Genomic DNA, 17,809 nt, shown 5'->3' on the forward strand with positions numbered 1-17,809 from the left:
TTTTATACTCCCGTAAAAAATACAATTAATGCTTGAGTAAGCCCAATTACAAACCCTATAAAAAAGCCTAAAATATTTATCCATTTAAAATGCTCTTTCATGAAAGAAAATAATATATTTTCTACTTCAGGTAAAGGAAGGGCATTAATTTTATCTTTTACAATTTTTTCAATATTTACAGCATTAAGTGCATATTTTAAATTACTTTTAATAAGTTTAACAGCCACTTCTGTAATAACATCAGCTATTTTATTATAATTACTGCTTATAAATGCAGTAAATTTATTTATCATATTTGATTTCATTGTTTTATAGTTTTCAGCATTCAAAATATCCATAACATCTATTTTTATAAATTTATAAATATCAATATTTAAAAGCACTAAAATTTCTTTTATGCTTAAATTGCTGTATTGGTATAACTTATCTAATATTAAAGCAGAAACTTTATCTAATATGTTAGTGTTTGTAACAAAATGATTTTTTATATATAAAACTATATCGTGATTATCACTAAAGCCTAATTTAACCATTACTTCATTTACTGGCTTTTTAAGAAGATTATCAATTTCATCTTCAATTGTTTTATAAATATTTTTATAAATCACAGGGTTAGTAGATAAATCTTCAGTTATATGTGGAAGTTCATTTTCTACAATCTGCTCTATTTTTTCATTACTTAAAAACAGGTTAATAAATCCAGCTTTTAACACATCCATACCAGTTGCAGAAGAAAGCATACTGTCTTTAAAGTTCACTACCTTTTGAGCTAAAACAGCTTTTATCATATCATTTTTACCAAGCCTTCTTATATTAGCCATAATAGTGATTGTTAAGTATTCAACTAAATCATTTTTTCTATTTAAAATATCCTGTGGAAGTATATCCTGTAATGTTTTATCTTCTGATAGAAATGAATTTATTGTATTTTCAAGCTGGTTATCTATTGCTTTTTCCAAATTGAAATTTTTAACTAGCTGAAATACTGGCTCTCTAAAATTATTAATATTTATTTGCCTATTAAGAAAAATATCAACTACTGAAATGGCAGTATTATTTAAAATATTATTAATTGTATCTTTATTATCAATAATTTTATCTTCTAAGCTGGAAAGCCTTATAACAGCATGAATATCTTTTGCATTAAGGCTTTTAAGTTTATCTGCAATTATACTGTGAATTTTGGTTTTTATATCATTATTTTCAAGTGCATATAAAAAATCATCATGTGCTAAAAGTTTCTGCCCAACAATTTCAGAGATTTTAACTGCTAATTTTGGCCTTGTTTTAGGGACAATACCCTGCCAGCCTAATGTATACCATTTAGGTTCATAAGGTCTGAAAAGCATTTTTATTGCTATTTTGTTTGTTATATAACCAACTACACCTGCAACAAGCGGGGTAGTTACAAGGCTAACTATTGGCTGCTCTAACAACGGCTCCCTCTCTTAAACCAAAATCTGAAACAGTAATAATATTAAGGTTGGTTTTCTTTAATATTTCTAATATAATTAAAATACCAGGTATTATTAAATCTTCTCTGCCTTTATCCATACCTTTAATTTCAAGCCGTTTATTATATGGTGTAGAGTAGACTTTATTAAGTATTTCTATTACTTTTTCTTTTGTAATTTTATAACCATTAACTTTATTGTAATCATATTCAGTCATTTCCATATCTATTGCTGCAAGAGTTGTAGCAGTGCCTGCTGTTGCAATAAAATTCTGGATATTATTTGGAATAGTAACATCCTTAAAGAATTCTTTTATATATGCACTGCATTTTTCAAGTATTTCTGTGCTGCTTTTTTGAAAATCAAACATATCTGCCATTTTTACTACACCTATTTTATGGCTTTCTGTATGCAGCTCATTATTATCCTGCATATATATTATTTCTGACGAGCCACCTCCAACATCAAGTATTAATGGCTGCCTGCCTGCATCAAACCCAGAGCACACCCCAAGATATTCAAGCATACCTTCTTCTTTTCCGCTGATAATAGATATTTCAATACCTGAATTTTTAGCTGCATTAATAAATTCTTTCCCATTTGCTGCTTCACGAACTGCACTTGTTGCAACAGTTTTAATCTTTTCAACATTATATTTATTAAGAGCTTTTCTAAACCCAGCAAGCACATTTATAGATTTATTAAATGGTTCTTCTTGTAATATTCCAGTTTTATTAATATTTGCAGCAAGTCTTGTAGTTGCTTTTTCCTGATAAATAATATTTTTTATTTTATTATTTTCAACTTCAGCAATAATCAACCTTATAGAGTTACTGCCTATATCAATACCTGCTGCAATATTATTTTTTTTGGTGCTCATTTACATACCTTCTATGCACATCATAAGTTTCTGAAAATAAGTGTTCTCCATCTTTACTTGCTACAAAAAATAAATAATTAGTTTTTGCAGGGTTTGCAACAGCTTCTAATGCAATTAATGAAGGGCTGCATATAGGAGTAGGGGTAAGCCCCTTATGTTTATATGTATTATATATGTTTGTTTCATCTCTTAAATCAGCTTTGCCAATTTTTATTTCATATTCGCCTCTTAAAAATTTACCATAAAGTATAGTAGGGTCAGCTTGCAAAATCATATCAATATTAAGCCTGTTATAATAAACAGAAGCAACGATTGGTGCTTCAAATACATTATATGTTTCTTTCTGCACAATGGATGCTAAAATAATGGCTTCATATTCAGTTAAACCTTGAGCTGCTGTTTTTTCTTTAAAATCAGCAGGAAGATATTTTTTAAAATCAGCATACATTGTATCTACTACATATTCTGGTTTAAAGTTTTTTGGAAATTTATATGTTCCGGGAAATAGGAAACCTTCTAAACTTTTATAGTCATATCCTGTTACTTTTTTTGCATACTCATTATTAAATACAAGAGATAAAAACTCATCTTTTTTTGCAACGCCTGCTTTTTCAAGAGCATTAGCAATATCAAACACATTGAACCCTTCTGGGACTGTTACTTTTACAGTGGACTGAACACCATTCATAATGTTTGATAAAAACTCGCTGTATGAAATATTATCTGCCATATAATAGCCAAATTTCATATTTTGTGGCAGTTTAATGATTTTTCTAAGGTATATATCAAGCCCTGCAGGAGTATCTGTGTCTTGAAAAATTTCATTATAAAGTTTTGAATAACTTTGACCTTTTTCAATAAATAATTCTGTAGATACTCTATTACTATCTAAAAAAGATTTAGATGATGAATAAAGATAAAAAGCTGTTGCCATAACTGCCATAGATGCTAAAATAACTAATGATACTAATGATATAATAATTTTCTTTTTCATAATACCAACTTTAATATATGTTTTTTATAATATTATCAGCAAACAATGTGTATTTCAAGCAGTTTGTAGCTTTTATTCATTTTTTTTATATAATATCTTGACAATATATATATATAAAAGTTTACAAAACATATTAATTTTGTTATATTATAATATATACTAAATTTGGAGGTATTCCTTTTGAGCTGGAGTAAAAAAGCTATAGTTTCATATCATTTTATAGAAGCAGCTACAGATAATTACTTTGATGAATTAAAACTTTCTTTTAATTCATTACTTAAAAGTGAAGATAGTTCTGGCACTTTTGATGCAGGGCAGTCACATTTTTTTTGGAAAATAAACAGTAAGGTGGATATTGCTGCAACAGATACTTATTTTATTTCAGTAGTAAAAGAAAAAAGTGCATGGCCTGTATGGTTTCGGGAAGATGAAGGCATTGCAGAAATCCCATTAAATGATGGTGCTCTTGGTGAGCTTTATTATGCAATAGTCAATCCTGAATCTCGTTTTATTTTATCTCTTGCAGCTCTAGGTGGCGGACCTGCAGGAGCATTTAAAAAATTTCTTAATGAATTTTCAAAAGATGGCAGTGCTAAACTAACACCTTTATTTGAAGATAAAATTGATTTAACTACATTATCATGGGATTTTTATAAAAAAATAGCTATATCAGTTAATTTCCCAAGTTATGAATACAGTGCAGAGTTTATGACAACAAAAGAAGGCACATTATTAGGTATTATAGATGAACTTGGTGGTTTAAAAGCAGATATTACAATTTCTGCTCCAAAACAAAAACAAAATTTAAATACGAGCCAGACAAGAGAAATTGCAAAAGCACTGCTAGTTAATGATTTTTGCAGTAAACTTGTTTTAAAAGGCTCTGATAATGATGGAGAAGAAATTCAAGAATTTGATTTAAAAAATGCTCAAGTAAAATATAAAGAAATGGTTGAGATTTCTGGCAGTTATATGGTGGAAGATGAAGCTCTTCCAATCCTAAAAAGAGCATTTAATGATAGAAGTCATGATTTAATACATTTATCGGAGTAAGATATGATATTTAGACGCAAACAAGAAGAGGTTGCAAAACCTAAAACTATTGCTGATATTTTAACATATCAGTCATACAAAAATGGCAGTAAAAAATATATCTTTTTTAAAGATATTATTTATACTTATTCGCAGGCTGAAAAAATATGTAATAAAATATCCCGAGTGCTTGCTTTTTCTGGTATTCGTAAAGGTGATAGAGTTGCCATAATGATGGAAAACTCACCTTATTTTATTTTTGCTGCTTTTGCAATAGCTAAAGCAGGTGGCATAATTGTGCCTGTAAATACTTTTTTAAAAGATAAAGAAGTAAGCTATATAATTTCTAACAGCGAAGCAGCAGCAATATTTACTTCTGAAAAATTTAAAGGAATAATAAGCAAAGTTAAAGAAGACTGCTCTTGTTTACAGTCCATTTTTTCATTTGATGACAGTGCTGCAAACTGGGGTGCTGAGAATGTATTAGTAAAAGATAAAAATATGAGCGAGCTGCCGCTTGAAATAGGTATAAAACAGGAAGATACTGCAGTTATTATTTATACATCTGGCACAACAGGTGCTCCAAAAGGTGCAATGCTCTCTCATGGTAATTTAATAAGTATGGTGGAAATGGCTGCTATATCTTATAAAATGACACATAAAGACAGATTTTTACTGTTTTTACCAATGTTTCATATATATTCTTTTGAAGTAACTATAATGTTTCCATCATTTTTAGGTGCATCTATTGTTATTTTAGAATCAGTTATGGATTTAAAAACTAAAAAATTCAGAGATATATTAATATTTAAACGGCCTACTGTAATGGCAGCAGTGCCAACAGTTTATTCTGCTCTTGTAAAAGCAAAAATGCCAAAACTTTTTATTAAATTTATCTATCCTATAAAAATACACTTATGCAGCGGCTCAGGTCTGCCTGTTGATATTTATAATAAATTTTATCAAAAATTTGGCATTCCTTTAATTGAAGGTTACGGGCTTTCAGAAGCTTCTCCAGTTGTAGCAGGCAACACTCTTGATGACCCTAGAGCTGGCACAGTTGGCAGAGCATTTTATGGGGTATCTGTTAAAATTGTTGATAAAGATGATATGGAAGTGCCAAGAGGTGAAGTTGGAGAGATTATAGCTAAAGGTCCTAATATTATGCAGGGATACTGGAAAATGCCAAAAGAAACTGCTGAAGCTGTAAAAAATGGCTGGTTTTTTACAGGCGATTTAGGAACTATGGATAATGATGGCTTTATCACCATTGTTGATAGAAAAAAAGACTTAATATTGGTTAAAGGGATGAATGTTTATCCTAGAGAGATAGAAGAACATATCCATCATATAAAAGGTGTAGAAGCTGTTGCTGTTATCAGTGTGCCTGATGAAGATGGTGATGAAACTATACTTGCTTATATTAAAAAAGACCCAGATGTAAATATTACAGAAAAAGATATTAAAGCATACTTGAAAAAATATATAGCTAATTTTAAAATACCTAAATATGTATATTTCCCAAATGAACTTCCACTAACAACTATTGGTAAAATTTTAAAAAGAAAATTAAAAGAAATGGTAATGAAAGGGGAAATAGAAGGTATAAAGTAAAAAAAGGAGCAGATATTGATTAATGCTATATTTGGAGCAGTAACAGGGCTGAATGCAGCAGCTGCTGTTTCTGCTGTAACAGCCAATAATATTGCAAATGTAAAAACATCAGGTTATAAATCTAACAGTGCATTTTTATCTGAACTTAGCACTGGTGGAGTAAAACTTAGTGCTATAAGACCTGATAATAATCAAGGTAGTATTATTCCCACGAATATCCTATATGATATTGCAGTTTTTGGTAATGGCAGTGAAGAAGATTTATTAAATACATACAGCTATGCAGCAGGGAAGTTTGCTGTAGATGATTTTGGTAATTTCAGAGGTCCTTCAGGCGAACTGCTTTTTACTGGTGCTGGTGGTAATGTTCGGCTTGATGATAACGGCAATTTATACAGTAATGGCAAACTGCTTGGAATAATTACTCCAACAGGAGCAGAAGGGCAGGAATATGAACCAACTGGTTTCAGTATATTATCAGGTTATATGGTTTCATCAAATGTAAATATTGCTGATGAAATAGTAAATAATATTATTAATAAAAGTTTTTTTGAGGCAAATGCTGTAATGATAAGAACAAGTGATGAAATGCTTGGAACAGTAGTCAATTTAAAGGCATAAAAAGTGATATTTACTGATAAACAGTTAAGATGTATAAATGAGCCTGAAAAATACTCTATTAATAATAATGAAATAGTTATTACTACATCTCCACATACTGATTTATGGCAGAAAACTTATTATAAGTTTATAAATGATAATGCTCCAATGCTGCTGGCAGAAACGGACGAAAAATATTTTTCATTTATTGTTAAAGCATCATTTAATACAAGCCATAGATTTGACCAGTGCGGTATAATAGTTTATTTAGATAGTGAAAATTGGCTTAAAGCTTCTATAGAGTATGAAAACCAAACATTTCAAAATTTAGGAAGTGTAGTTACAAACTTAGGTTATTCAGACTGGGCAACTTCCAATATATCTGCAGAGATAAAAGAAATATGGTATAGATTAAGCCGCAGAGAAAGTGATTTTAAAATAGAATATTCACTTAATGGAAAATACTACAGCCAGATGAGAATATGCCATTTACATAAAGCAGATAATACAATATCTTTTGGCATATATGCCTGCAGTCCAGAAAATTCTTCATTTGAAGCTGTTTTTTCAAATATGAATATTATAGAATGTTTATGGTATGCTCATGATGGTCAGCAGCCAGACAGCAGTTTATTATAATTTTATAAGCTCATATATTAAAGTATATTGAAATTTATGGGCTTTTTCTATTTTAATCCTATTATCCATAAAGTATTTTTCTTTATTAAATGATAAAATGTATGGAAAGGGAAAAGGTCATTATATGCTGCTTTTTTTAAAGTTTAAAAACTAAATTTAGTAAGCATTTAATATTATAGTATATATTCCATAATTTAAAAGCCTGTTACTAAGTATGAATAACAGGCTTTTTTATATTTAAAATTGTTTACTGTTTACATCATCAAGAATATCTTTTGCAACCTGAGATACTCGTGCACTAATATCTGATGATATATTTGCTATTCTTACATTTTCACTTGTATCTGATTCCAGCTGTGAAATGGTATTACTGATATACTTGATACCTTCTGTTTGTTTAGTAATGGAAATAGTTATTTCATTTATACTTTCCACCAGTTCATTTATACTTGTTTCAATATCTTCTAATGAATGCTGGGTATTTTCAGCAAGTTTACGAACTTCATCTGCTACAACAGCAAACCCTCTTCCATGTTCTCCAGCTCTTGCTGCTTCAATAGATGCATTTAAAGCTAAAAGAGTAGTTTGGTCGGCAATAGTTTTTATTATTTTTATTATTTCTCTTGAATTTTCACTTTTCTTAACTACTTCTGTTGTCTGGTCTTGAATGCTCTGCATAAAATCTGCAATTTGTGTTGTTGAGCTTGCTGTTTTTTGCAGTGTAGAAGCTTGAAAATTAGTATGCTTATTCAGATTATCAACTGCTTCCGTTAATGCTTTCGCATCATTTGATAAAGATTCAGCAAACTTACAGCTTGTATTAAGCATTTTACGGATTTCAGTTCCTAATGCATTAGTCACCATTCCTACACGACCATCTGCATTCACAACCTCTGTTGTAAAATTCAGTTGTGTATATGAATCAAATACACGCATAATATCTGTTAAGTCACCGCCAACAGAATTAGTCAATAAATCCAAAAGTTCATTCATAGAATCTTTTAATCTATTCAATTCTGGATTTATCCCCATAAGTTGTATTCTATTAGTGCTGTCTCCGTCTTTTACTTTTTGGATAACATTAATTGCACTTTGCACTAACGCACTGTCCTGTTCAGTATCACTTTTTGTTCTTTTTATATCATTTTCTATAAGTTTTGATATTGAACCAAATTCATCTTTTGAGTTTATAGGTATAAAATCAATATCTTTGCTTTCATGATGAAGATATGCAAAAAATCTTTTGAAATTATATTCCAAAGCTTTCATACTTTTAATGATATTTGCATAAAAAAGGTATACAAATGGGAAGAATATTATACAGAATACTACTACCCCTATAAATAATGATTTAGCAATAATACTTTTAAATTTGCTTATAATATTTATAGAGTTATTATCAACATATTCCTGCAATGTGTCTATATATACACCTGTTGATATCCATATATTTTCTGTATTTGGAATAATTACCGCATAACCTATTTTATCTGCTATTCCTAAACTTCCATCTGGTTTAGGTTTTGAAAATACAAAATAAACGAATTTACCTTCATTATTTTGTGTTTTTGCGGTTTCAAACAATTCTCTTACATAATAAATACCATTATCATCTTTTGTATCATAAAGAGATTTACCAATTAAATCTTTTCTAGTAGGGTGAGCTACTGGAGTGTGTTCTTTATAAACAAAGAAATATCCGCTTTTATCTTCTTCAAAACGAAATTTATCAATTGCATTATCTATAATTTTTATTTGTTCATCTTCAGGTAGTCCTTTTACTAATTCTCCTAAAGATGCCGCCATAGAGTCTGTTGCAAGTTTTATTTTTTGCTCCACTTCTTGTTTAAGCAATACATGAATTTGACTGCCTGTTTCTTTTGTCATTTTTCTTTCATGCAACATAACTATCATTAATATAGCAATAATGCCTATAAATACACTGCATACCAATACAAATACTTTAAATTTCATAGAAAGATACTGCATATATCAATCTCCATTATAATATATAATATGATTTAAAATATTAATATTCACGACTTTTCAGCATAAGGAAAAGTCGTGAGTTTAGCATATTAATAAATCCTGTCTTGTAATGATTCTATTTTTGAACTTTTTGGACTTGATGGCTGTGGTTTTCTGCCAAAACATACACCTAAATTTTCATGTAATGCAAGAACACCTAAATCAACATGTCTTTGAATGATAGCATCTTTAGTTACCATATAGCGTATTTCACCATTGCCTGTAATATGTGATACAGTCACACCATGAATATTATCAATTAAAAGCTGAACTGCTGCTGCACCAACTTCTTTACCAAAGTTTGCATCATAAGCAGAGCTTTCTCCACATCTTACAATATGACCAGGGTTGACATCTCTAACTTCAGGTATTTCAAGAAGTCCTTCAACATACATACCAGTTTCTTTCATAAATTTTTTAACATCAGGATCAGCTTTCAGCATTTCTTCTATTTTATTTTTTACAAATTTACCAGCACCTGCAAGTTTAACATGACCAAAAGCATCTTTTGCTCCTCCTTCAGAGAAAAGGTTGCCATGTTCATCTTTAACACCTTCTGCAACTACTATTGTATAAGTGCCAGCTTTAACATCGCTTGCTAAAATTCTTCTCATATAAGTATTTTTAATGTGTTCATATACTGCATTAAAATCAACTGGAACTTCTGGTATCAAGATACAGTCAGCATCTGCTGCAATACCGCCGCGAAAAGCTGTATGACCAGCATATCTGCCAAAAACTTCCATAACCATTATTCTATTGTGAGTCCTGCCTGTTGTTTTTAAATCTTCAAGTATAGTTGCGATTTTATTAATAGTAGAATCACCGCCAACAGAGTATGTTTGTAAATCTAAATCCATAGTTTTAGGAGCATGAACAACAGGAATACCATTTTCATGAAGGTCAACAACAACACTGCCTGTATCATCACCACCAGATATCACAAGACCATCAATATTAAATTTTTTAAGTCCATCAACAATTCTTTTATATTTATTGTCATCTTTAATTTTAGAAATTTTTACACGCGAATGACCTGCTTCACTTCCTGCTCTGATAGATTTAATATCTTCGCTTCTAGCACAATTTAAACTTGTCAGGCTTTCAAAATCAACTAAATTATAAAGACCAGCATAACCATTAGGTATAACTAATGCACCAATGCCTTTTGATTCTGCCATTAATGCAGCACCCCTGACAACTGCATTAAGACCACCACAGTCTCCCCCTGCTGTAATAATTCCAATATTACGAATGTTACCCATAAAACCCCCTGATTTTAGTTTTTTTATTGATTTATAAAATTATAGTATGAAGAATAAAAAAAGTCTATATTTATCTTAAAAAAATATTTACATTATTTTTTTATATTATATACTTCTAAAATCTAACTTGTTATTATAGATAATATATGATAGAAAAATAATTTAAAAAAATACAGGGTAGTAAAATTGTTTGATAAAGCTCTTTTTTATAATTCATTGAAAACTTTAAGTTTTGGTAAAAATATTTATATTTATGATACTGTTACATCCACAAATAATGTTTTGCTTAATGGGGATTTTTCTTATGGCTCTGTGATAACGGCATCTAGTCAGACAAAAGGCAAAGGCAGAAATGGGAGAATATGGATAGATACAGGCTCATCGTTGCTTTTTTCTATTTTATTAACAGGGCTTTCTACGGAAATGCTTATGCCTTTTAATATTATTGCTGGTTATGCTGTATGCAGTGGCATTTCACTATATGCTGAAACAAAATTAAAATGGCCGAATGACTGTGTTATAAATGATAAAAAAGTAAGTGGTATGCTGCTTGAAGCATCTTTTACTGGCAATAAGGCTGCTAAAATAGTTTTTGGAGCAGGTATCAATGTGTTTAATAAAGAATTTCCTGAAGATATTGCTTATAGAGCCACATCAGTTTGTTTAAACACAGATAAGGAAATAAAAAAAGAGCTTATTTTAGCTGAAACTTTAAATACTATGGAACAAATGCTTAACCAGTATAAAGAAGGTATTTTAAAAATAGAAGATTTATGGCAGGAGTATTCTGCAAATTATAATAAAAAAATTTATGTTCATATAAATGGTGTAAAAAAAGAAATGATAGAAAAGGGTATACTGCCTACTGGAGAACTAATTGTGCAGGATATTAATACAAATCAAATATCAAATATAAATATTGGAGAAATAGGATATGATTTTAACAGTTGATATTGGTAATACAAATACTGTTTTAGGAATATATAATGATAACAAATTAATATATAAATTTAGGATACAGTCTATACATGACAAAACTACTGATGAGTATGCAAGCCTTTTATTAACTTTATTAGAAAGAAATAATGTAAATGTTGCTAAAATTGAAGGAGCAATTATAGGCAGTGTTGTTCCGCAGCTGCAGTATACATTTATAAGAATGATAAAAAAATATTTCAAAATAAATACTTTAGTTGTTAACAGTGAACTAAAAACAGGTATTACTATGCAGGTAGATAATCCTAAAGAAGTAGGGGCAGACAGAATTGCTAATGCTGTTGCTGGAGTAGAAAAATATGGTAAACCATGTATAGTGATTGATTTTGGAACAGCTACTACATTTGATATTATTAATAAGTATGGAGCATATATTGGTGGTATTATATGTCCCGGAATAATGCTTGCTTCAAAAATGCTTCGCTCAAATACTGCACAGCTTCCAGAAGTAAGCATAAAAAAACCTTCTTCTGTAATTGGTAAAAATACTGTTCATCATATACAGTCTGGTATTTATTTTGGATATTTAGAAATGATTAATGGCTTATTAAGAAGAGTATTAAAAGAAGAGTTTCTTGATAATAATGTGAATGTTATTATTACAGGTGGACTAGGCAATGATATATCAAATGATATGGAGTTTAAAGCAGTATATGAGCCAAATCTTACATTAGACGGTCTTATGATACTTTATAAAAATAACATATAACTTACTAATAAATAAAGTAACATATGTAATATTCTATATAAAATATGAATTTTTTTCAATGTAATTAAAAAAATATGTTGAAAAAATATAGAAAAATAGTAGACTAATCTGTGATAAGCTATGAAATAGTTATGGAGAGCATAATGAGCGAATTAGGAAATCTTTTAAAATCAACTAGAGAAGAGCAGAAAAAGTCAATGCAGGATGTAGTTGATGACACAAGAATTAGAGAAAATTTTATTAAAATAATAGAAGAAGGAAGATTTAAAGATTTACCATCATATTTACATGCTTATGGATTTGTAAAAAAATATGCAGAGTTTTTAAATCTGGATTATGAGAATGTTGTATGGCCGCTTTTTGCTGAAGAATGTCCAAAAGAAGGAGCTCCAGCACAGCCAAAGGATATTACAAAAGAAGAGTATACTCCACCTACTACAGAAACAAATTTTTTAGAAAATGAGACAAAAAGTGGTAAAAAACCTGTAACAGTAATCATGCTTATTATTGTGCTGCTTATCATTGGCTATGGTGGTTATTATGTGTATTCAAGCAATATACTAAATGATGCAGTTACTATTGGCAGCAATAATGCACCAGCAAATACTCCAGTTCCTGCTGCAGTTGTAGAGTTAGAACCTTCAGTAACTTTTGCAGGTGATAACACAAGTGATAATAGTTCATATTTTAATTATTACGGCACATCAATTTATGCTGATAATAATACAGATAATATGACTATTAATGATAATACTGCAGAGCCATCTTATATTGACCCATTATTTGCTCAGACTATTCCAACACCTGTTGTTTTAGCGCCAGAAAAAGTTAAAGTGAGATTTTCTGAAAACTGCTGGTTTAAATACAGCACAGATAAAGGCGAAAGAAATGAAGTTAATGCAAGACGAGGCACAGAAATAGAAATAGAATTTGATAAAACATTTAGAATAGAAATAGGTAATGCTGTTGCAGTATCAATGGAGTATAATGGACAAGAATATTCTAACTTTGGTAATAGAAATGTTGTTCGTATATTAAATTATGAAGCACAAGACGGCAAACTGGAATTAGTTGGAAGATAGATTATAATGTTAAAAACAGCAATTTTTATTAATGACTATTTATTATTATTAGATTTTATATCTAAAATAGAAGAGGAATTTCCACTTTTGGAATATACTGTATTTGGAGATAAAGAGTTTGCGTCATCATTAGAAGATAGTGCAGAAGGTTATGTAGAAACTGATTTGTCTCTTTTAAAAGATGCAGAGCTTTTAATTATGCTTGCAAAACCAATGCAGGATGAAAAAGTTATTAAAAATTTTGATGGAACTATTATAGATATTACTGGATATGATTTTGCTCAAGATGCTGAAATATTTAAAGTTTATGAGCCTGTTAGAAAAATTTTAAGAAATATTGCAGTGCCTGTATCAGATGTTTCTGTCGTTTTATCTCTTCCTGTTTGTATTTATGGCAGGCAGGGGGTTGAAGATTTAATGCAGCAGACAAGAAGTATTTTTACTTTTGATGAGACAAAGAGTTTAGTTTTTCACAACAGAATAGATTTTAATAAGCATTTTAATCCTGTTACAGCAGGTCTTCAAGTAGGTAAAACTGTTGATGATTTTGCTTCTTCAGGTGGTGATATATCTATTAGAATATCTCCATTATCTACTGTTTTTGAGATGGATGTTTTTGCAAAAGATATGTTTGGCTTAAAAAATGACGAAGGATATTTTCCAACTGAAAGTTTTTTTACAGCATCAGATGTTTCTGAACGCAGTGATATTACTGTGATACCACGAAAAAATGGTCTTACTTTTGTTGGAGATTATGTTAGGGTATTAATAGAAGATATTATTAAACAAATGAAAGAGGTAATTTGATAATGAATCCGATTTATTTAGATAATATAGCTGGAACGAAACCGGATACACGAGTTGTTGAAGCTGTTATGCCTTATTTAACAGACAAATATGGCAATCCAGCAGCTCATTTTTATCCATTAGGAAGAGAAAGTTATAGTGCATTAAATCAAGCTAGAAAACAAGTTGCTGATTTAATTGGAGCAGAAAAAGCTGAAAGTATAATTTTTACATCTAATGGCACTGAATCAAATAATATTGCAATAAAAGGTATTATGGCAGCAAGCAGTTATAAAAAACATATTATTATAAGCGAAATAGAACATTATTCAATTCAAAATCCTGTGTTAAAGTTAACTAATTATGGTTATACTTTTACGAAACTGCCTGTTGATAAAAATGGCAGAATTTCACCAGAAAGTGTTGCAAATGCAATAAAAGAAGATACTGCTCTTGTTGCTGTTGCACATGCAAATTCTGAAATAGGTGTTATACAGGATATTGAAGCTATTGGCAAACTATGCAAAGAAAAAGGTGTTCATTTTCATGTAGATGCAGTTGCATCATGCGGATTTATAGATATTGATGTAAAAAAAATGAATGCATCAACATTAACTATTGCAGCACAAAATTTTTATGGTATTAGAGGTGCCGCAGCATTATATGTTGCACCTGAAGTAAAACTTGTTCCACTTTTTGATGGTGGGTTTCAAGAAAAGGGCATTAGGTGCGGCAGTGAAAATATTCCTGCTATCGTAGGGCTTGGAAAAGCATGCGAAATCGCTAAAAATGAAATGGCAGAATACACTGTAAAACTTACAAAATTAAGAAATAAATTAATTGATGGTTTAACAAAACATTATGATTTTCTGCATATTACAGGTGATAGAGAAAACAGACTTCCATATCATGTGAGTTTTTGGGTAGAATATATAGAAGGAGAATCACTTTTAATGTGGTATGCTCAAAAAGGTGTATATTGTGCCAGCGGTTCAGCATGTTCATCTAATATATTAGCAGAAGATGAAGAAGATTTGCAGGCTTCCCATGTATTAACAGCAGTTGGTGTGCCTACAGATATTTGTGCAGGTTCAATAACTATGAGTCTGTCAAAATATATTGAAGAAGAAGATATTGACCATGTGTTAAAAGTAAGTCCGGAAATTATTGATAAACTTTGTGCAATGAGCCCGGCATTTGACTCGTCAAAAATAAAAAAATAAATATATACAGGAGTATAAAAATGGCAGCAGGACCATATAGTGATACTGTAATGGATCACTTTACAAACCCAAGAAATATGGGGGAAATTGAAGATGCAAATGGTGTTGGCGAAGTAGGCAACCCATCTTGTGGCGATGTTATGAAATTATACTTAAAAGTGAATAACGATGGTGTTATTGAAAATTCAACTTTTAAAACTTTTGGCTGTGGAGCAGCTATTGCGTCAAGCTCCATGACTACAGAAATGTTAAAAGGAGCAAAAGTAGAAGATGCATTAAAACTTACAAATCAAGCTATTGTTGATGCTTTAGGTGGTTTGCCTCCTGCAAAAATTCACTGCTCAGTTATGGCTGAAGAAGCAGTAGAAGCAGCTTTAAAAGATTATTATACGAAACAAGGCAAAGATGCATCAATTGTAGACAGCATGAAAGCTGAATTAAAAATAGATGCTGAATAATCATATATGGAGTGGAAAATGGAATTAAAAGAAAAAGTTCAACAAGTTTTGGATAAAGTTCGTCCAGGTTTGCAGGCTGATGGTGGCGATGTAGAGCTTATCAGTATTGAAGATGGTGTTGTAAAAGTTGCTTTAAGAGGTGCTTGTGGCAGTTGTCCTTTTAGTCTTATGACATTAAAACAAGGTATTGAAGCACGCATTAAAGAAGAAATTCCTGAAATTAAGGAAGTTGTTTCAGCATAATATAACATCTTTTAGATTTAAAATTTATCAAAAGGCATACATAATATAGAAATGTATGCCTTTTTTTATTGAAAAAAATATAAAAAAATGATATATATTAATATATATAACTATACATTCATTTTTTATTAGGTGTATATGTGGGAGAAGATATTATGGGATTGGGAATTTTAAAATTCAAATTTAATAATTTCTTGTGGATTATTGTTATTGGTATGATGGTAATGATTGTTTCTTTTTTGTTTTTTATGACCTTGATTTATAAAGCAACAAAAGAAAATGAACAGCTTACATTTGATAGTATTGATATGGTATCTTATGGGTTTGTGGTATCAAAAGCATCAGATTATTTAACGGCTCAGGCAAGAGTATATGCAGCTACTGGCAACAAAGAGTATTATGATAATTACTGGAATGAAGTTAATAGTAATAAAACAAGAGATAAAGCTATTGATGCATTAGTAAAATTACAGATTCCTGCTAATATCCTATCTTATGCTGAACAGGCAAAAAATAGTTCAGATTCTTTAATCAAATTAGAGGAAGCATCTTTTGAAGCTGTTGCTGCAGGTGATTTGCAAAAAGCAACGCAGATTATGAGCAGCAAAGAGTATGAATCTGGAAAAGAAAAAATTTCTGCTTTTTTAACTACTTTTGAAAATGAAATAAAAGCATTTTCAGCTAATGAAGCAAAAAAATCTGCTTCTGAAACAGTAACCATAATAATTATGTCCTTAATATGTATAGCAAGTGTTGCTGTTTTATTTTTAATTTTCTTATCTTTTTTTATAAGCAGTTTAAAAAAAGCATTAAATATTTTAGATAAGTTATTTATATGTATAGCTGATGGTGATATGACTGTTAAAGCTCCAGAATTAGCAGGTAAATCAGAAATATGTACTACATTTAAAAATATAAATATATCACTTGAAAGTATCAGGGAAATATTACAAAATGTTACAGAAGCAACAGAAGATGTGGCATCAAGCAATAATCAGCTTGCTTCAACTATGGAAGAGTTATCTTCTACTTTTTCAGAACAGGCACATCAGGTAAGTGATACTGCTGTTAGTTTAGATTCTATTAATTCTACAGTAAAAGGGACTGTTGATTCATTGAAATCAAATCAAGAAATAGTTGATAATACAGTTATTTCTGCAAATGATGGTAAAAAAGAGCTTACAGATTTAAAATTAAGTATGGAAAAAATACATACAGATGCAGATTCTCTTTCAGATACTATTACTAATCTTGCTAATTCTTCCAGTGAAATAGGTAATATCGTAACGGTGATTAATGATATTGCAGAACAAACTAATCTGCTTGCCTTAAATGCTGCTATTGAGGCAGCAAGAGCAGGAGAAGCAGGCAGGGGTTTTGCAGTAGTTGCTGATGAAGTAAGGAAACTTGCAGAAAGAACACAGAAAGCAACAAGCGAAGTTACAACTATTGTTTCTACATTACAGCAGGAAGCATTAACTGCATCTTCTGCTATGGGTATGGAAGCAGAAAAAGTTAAAGAAGGTGTTAATAATATTGAAAGAACAGAAGATGTATTCAATAAAATATTTACAGGTATTGATGGTATAAATAGTGTTATGAGCAGTATTCGTGATGATATGGATAATGAATATTCCACAGTGCAGACTGTTCATCAAACTTCAACAAGTATTGCTGCAGGTATTGAACAATCAAGCAATGCTGTAAATGAAGTAGCACAAACTATAGAGCATTTACAACAAAGGGTAGAAAACCTTAAAATGATGCTTACAAGATTTAAAGTAAAATAATTTCAGCCTGTTTATA

At 30.2% G+C, this 17,809-nt stretch carries 17 protein-coding genes; 12 read left to right on the plus strand and 5 right to left on the minus strand.

The annotated features are described in order from the left end of the window. Positions 1–2 precede the first annotated feature (2 nt). The 3 genes from N508_RS01150 to mltG are packed head-to-tail and all read right to left on the minus strand — an operon-like array spanning position 3 to position 3,328. Positions 3–1,436, minus strand: a complete 1,434-nt coding sequence (locus tag N508_RS01150; protein WP_023276248.1) for a DUF445 domain-containing protein — start codon at positions 1,434–1,436, stop codon at positions 3–5. Then, the gene (locus N508_RS01155; RefSeq protein ID WP_023276249.1) at positions 1,414–2,334 is read right to left on the minus strand and encodes a Ppx/GppA phosphatase family protein; all 921 of its coding nucleotides are present in this window, start codon (positions 2,332–2,334) and stop codon (positions 1,414–1,416) included. The genes N508_RS01150 and N508_RS01155 overlap by 23 nt, the downstream gene beginning before the upstream one ends. Further along, the gene (gene mltG / locus N508_RS01160) at positions 2,315–3,328 is read right to left on the minus strand and encodes an endolytic transglycosylase MltG (RefSeq protein ID WP_023276250.1); all 1,014 of its coding nucleotides are present in this window, start codon (positions 3,326–3,328) and stop codon (positions 2,315–2,317) included. Before mltG ends, N508_RS01155 begins: the two co-directional genes overlap by 20 nt. A gap of 180 nt (positions 3,329–3,508) precedes the next feature. On the opposite strand from mltG, the gene N508_RS01165 reads away from it, so the two are divergent. From N508_RS01165 to N508_RS01180, 4 genes are read left to right on the plus strand one after another with little or no spacing between them, the layout of a single operon-like run. Continuing rightward, positions 3,509–4,381, plus strand: a complete 873-nt coding sequence (locus N508_RS01165) for a DUF6731 family protein (RefSeq protein WP_023276251.1) — start codon at positions 3,509–3,511, stop codon at positions 4,379–4,381. A gap of 3 nt (positions 4,382–4,384) precedes the next feature. Next, entirely contained in the window at positions 4,385–5,974 is a 1,590-nt protein-coding gene (locus N508_RS01170) for a long-chain-fatty-acid--CoA ligase (protein WP_023276252.1), read from the plus strand. A gap of 15 nt (positions 5,975–5,989) precedes the next feature. Further along, on the plus strand, positions 5,990–6,595 hold the full coding sequence (locus N508_RS01175) for a flagellar basal body rod C-terminal domain-containing protein (RefSeq protein WP_023276253.1): 606 nt from the start codon (positions 5,990–5,992) through the stop codon (positions 6,593–6,595). A 3-nt stretch (positions 6,596–6,598) separates the two neighbouring features. After that, complete coding sequence (locus N508_RS01180) at positions 6,599–7,213, plus strand: DUF1349 domain-containing protein (protein ID WP_023276254.1); 615 nt, start codon at positions 6,599–6,601, stop codon at positions 7,211–7,213. Positions 7,214–7,450: 237 nt separating this feature from the next. Here N508_RS01180 and N508_RS10905 read toward each other — a convergent pair whose 3' ends face one another. Then, positions 7,451–9,202 carry a methyl-accepting chemotaxis protein gene (locus N508_RS10905; RefSeq protein ID WP_023276255.1) on the minus strand — a complete coding sequence of 584 codons (1,752 nt, stop codon included), beginning with the start codon at positions 9,200–9,202 and terminating at the stop codon, positions 7,451–7,453. 89 nt (positions 9,203–9,291) lie between these two features. After that, complete coding sequence (locus N508_RS01195) at positions 9,292–10,497, minus strand: 6-phosphofructokinase (protein WP_040637152.1); 1,206 nt, start codon at positions 10,495–10,497, stop codon at positions 9,292–9,294. Positions 10,498–10,692: 195 nt separating this feature from the next. On the opposite strand from N508_RS01195, the gene N508_RS01200 reads away from it, so the two are divergent. The 8 genes from N508_RS01200 to N508_RS01235 all read left to right on the plus strand — a co-directional run bounded on the left by N508_RS01200 (position 10,693) and on the right by N508_RS01235 (position 17,793). Then, positions 10,693–11,457: a biotin--[acetyl-CoA-carboxylase] ligase gene (locus N508_RS01200; RefSeq protein WP_023276257.1), complete on the plus strand. Its 765-nt coding sequence runs from the start codon at positions 10,693–10,695 to the stop codon at positions 11,455–11,457. Next, positions 11,441–12,211: a type III pantothenate kinase gene (locus N508_RS01205; protein ID WP_023276258.1), complete on the plus strand. Its 771-nt coding sequence runs from the start codon at positions 11,441–11,443 to the stop codon at positions 12,209–12,211. Before N508_RS01200 ends, N508_RS01205 begins: the two co-directional genes overlap by 17 nt. A 143-nt stretch (positions 12,212–12,354) precedes the next feature. After that, a complete protein-coding gene (locus tag N508_RS01210; protein ID WP_023276259.1) occupies positions 12,355–13,293 on the plus strand; it encodes a helix-turn-helix domain-containing protein in 939 nt (312 codons plus the stop codon). 6 nt (positions 13,294–13,299) lie between these two features. After that, on the plus strand, positions 13,300–14,100 hold the full coding sequence (locus tag N508_RS01215) for a hypothetical protein (RefSeq protein ID WP_023276260.1): 801 nt from the start codon (positions 13,300–13,302) through the stop codon (positions 14,098–14,100). Between the two features lie 2 nt (positions 14,101–14,102). Then, the gene (locus tag N508_RS01220) at positions 14,103–15,302 is read left to right on the plus strand and encodes a cysteine desulfurase family protein (RefSeq protein ID WP_023276261.1); all 1,200 of its coding nucleotides are present in this window, start codon (positions 14,103–14,105) and stop codon (positions 15,300–15,302) included. Between the two features lie 20 nt (positions 15,303–15,322). Then, positions 15,323–15,760: a Fe-S cluster assembly scaffold protein NifU gene (gene nifU / locus N508_RS01225; protein ID WP_023276262.1), complete on the plus strand. Its 438-nt coding sequence runs from the start codon at positions 15,323–15,325 to the stop codon at positions 15,758–15,760. 18 nt (positions 15,761–15,778) lie between these two features. After that, positions 15,779–16,003 carry a NifU family protein gene (locus N508_RS01230; RefSeq protein WP_023276263.1) on the plus strand — a complete coding sequence of 75 codons (225 nt, stop codon included), beginning with the start codon at positions 15,779–15,781 and terminating at the stop codon, positions 16,001–16,003. A 155-nt stretch (positions 16,004–16,158) separates the two neighbouring features. Then, positions 16,159–17,793, plus strand: coding sequence for a methyl-accepting chemotaxis protein (locus tag N508_RS01235; RefSeq protein ID WP_023276264.1), 1,635 nt, complete (start codon positions 16,159–16,161; stop codon positions 17,791–17,793). Positions 17,794–17,809: the final 16 nt, after the last annotated feature.

Origin of the sequence: Mucispirillum schaedleri ASF457, from assembly GCF_000487995.2 — a bacterium.
Classification (GTDB): Bacteria; Chrysiogenota; Deferribacteres; order Deferribacterales; family Mucispirillaceae; genus Mucispirillum; species Mucispirillum schaedleri.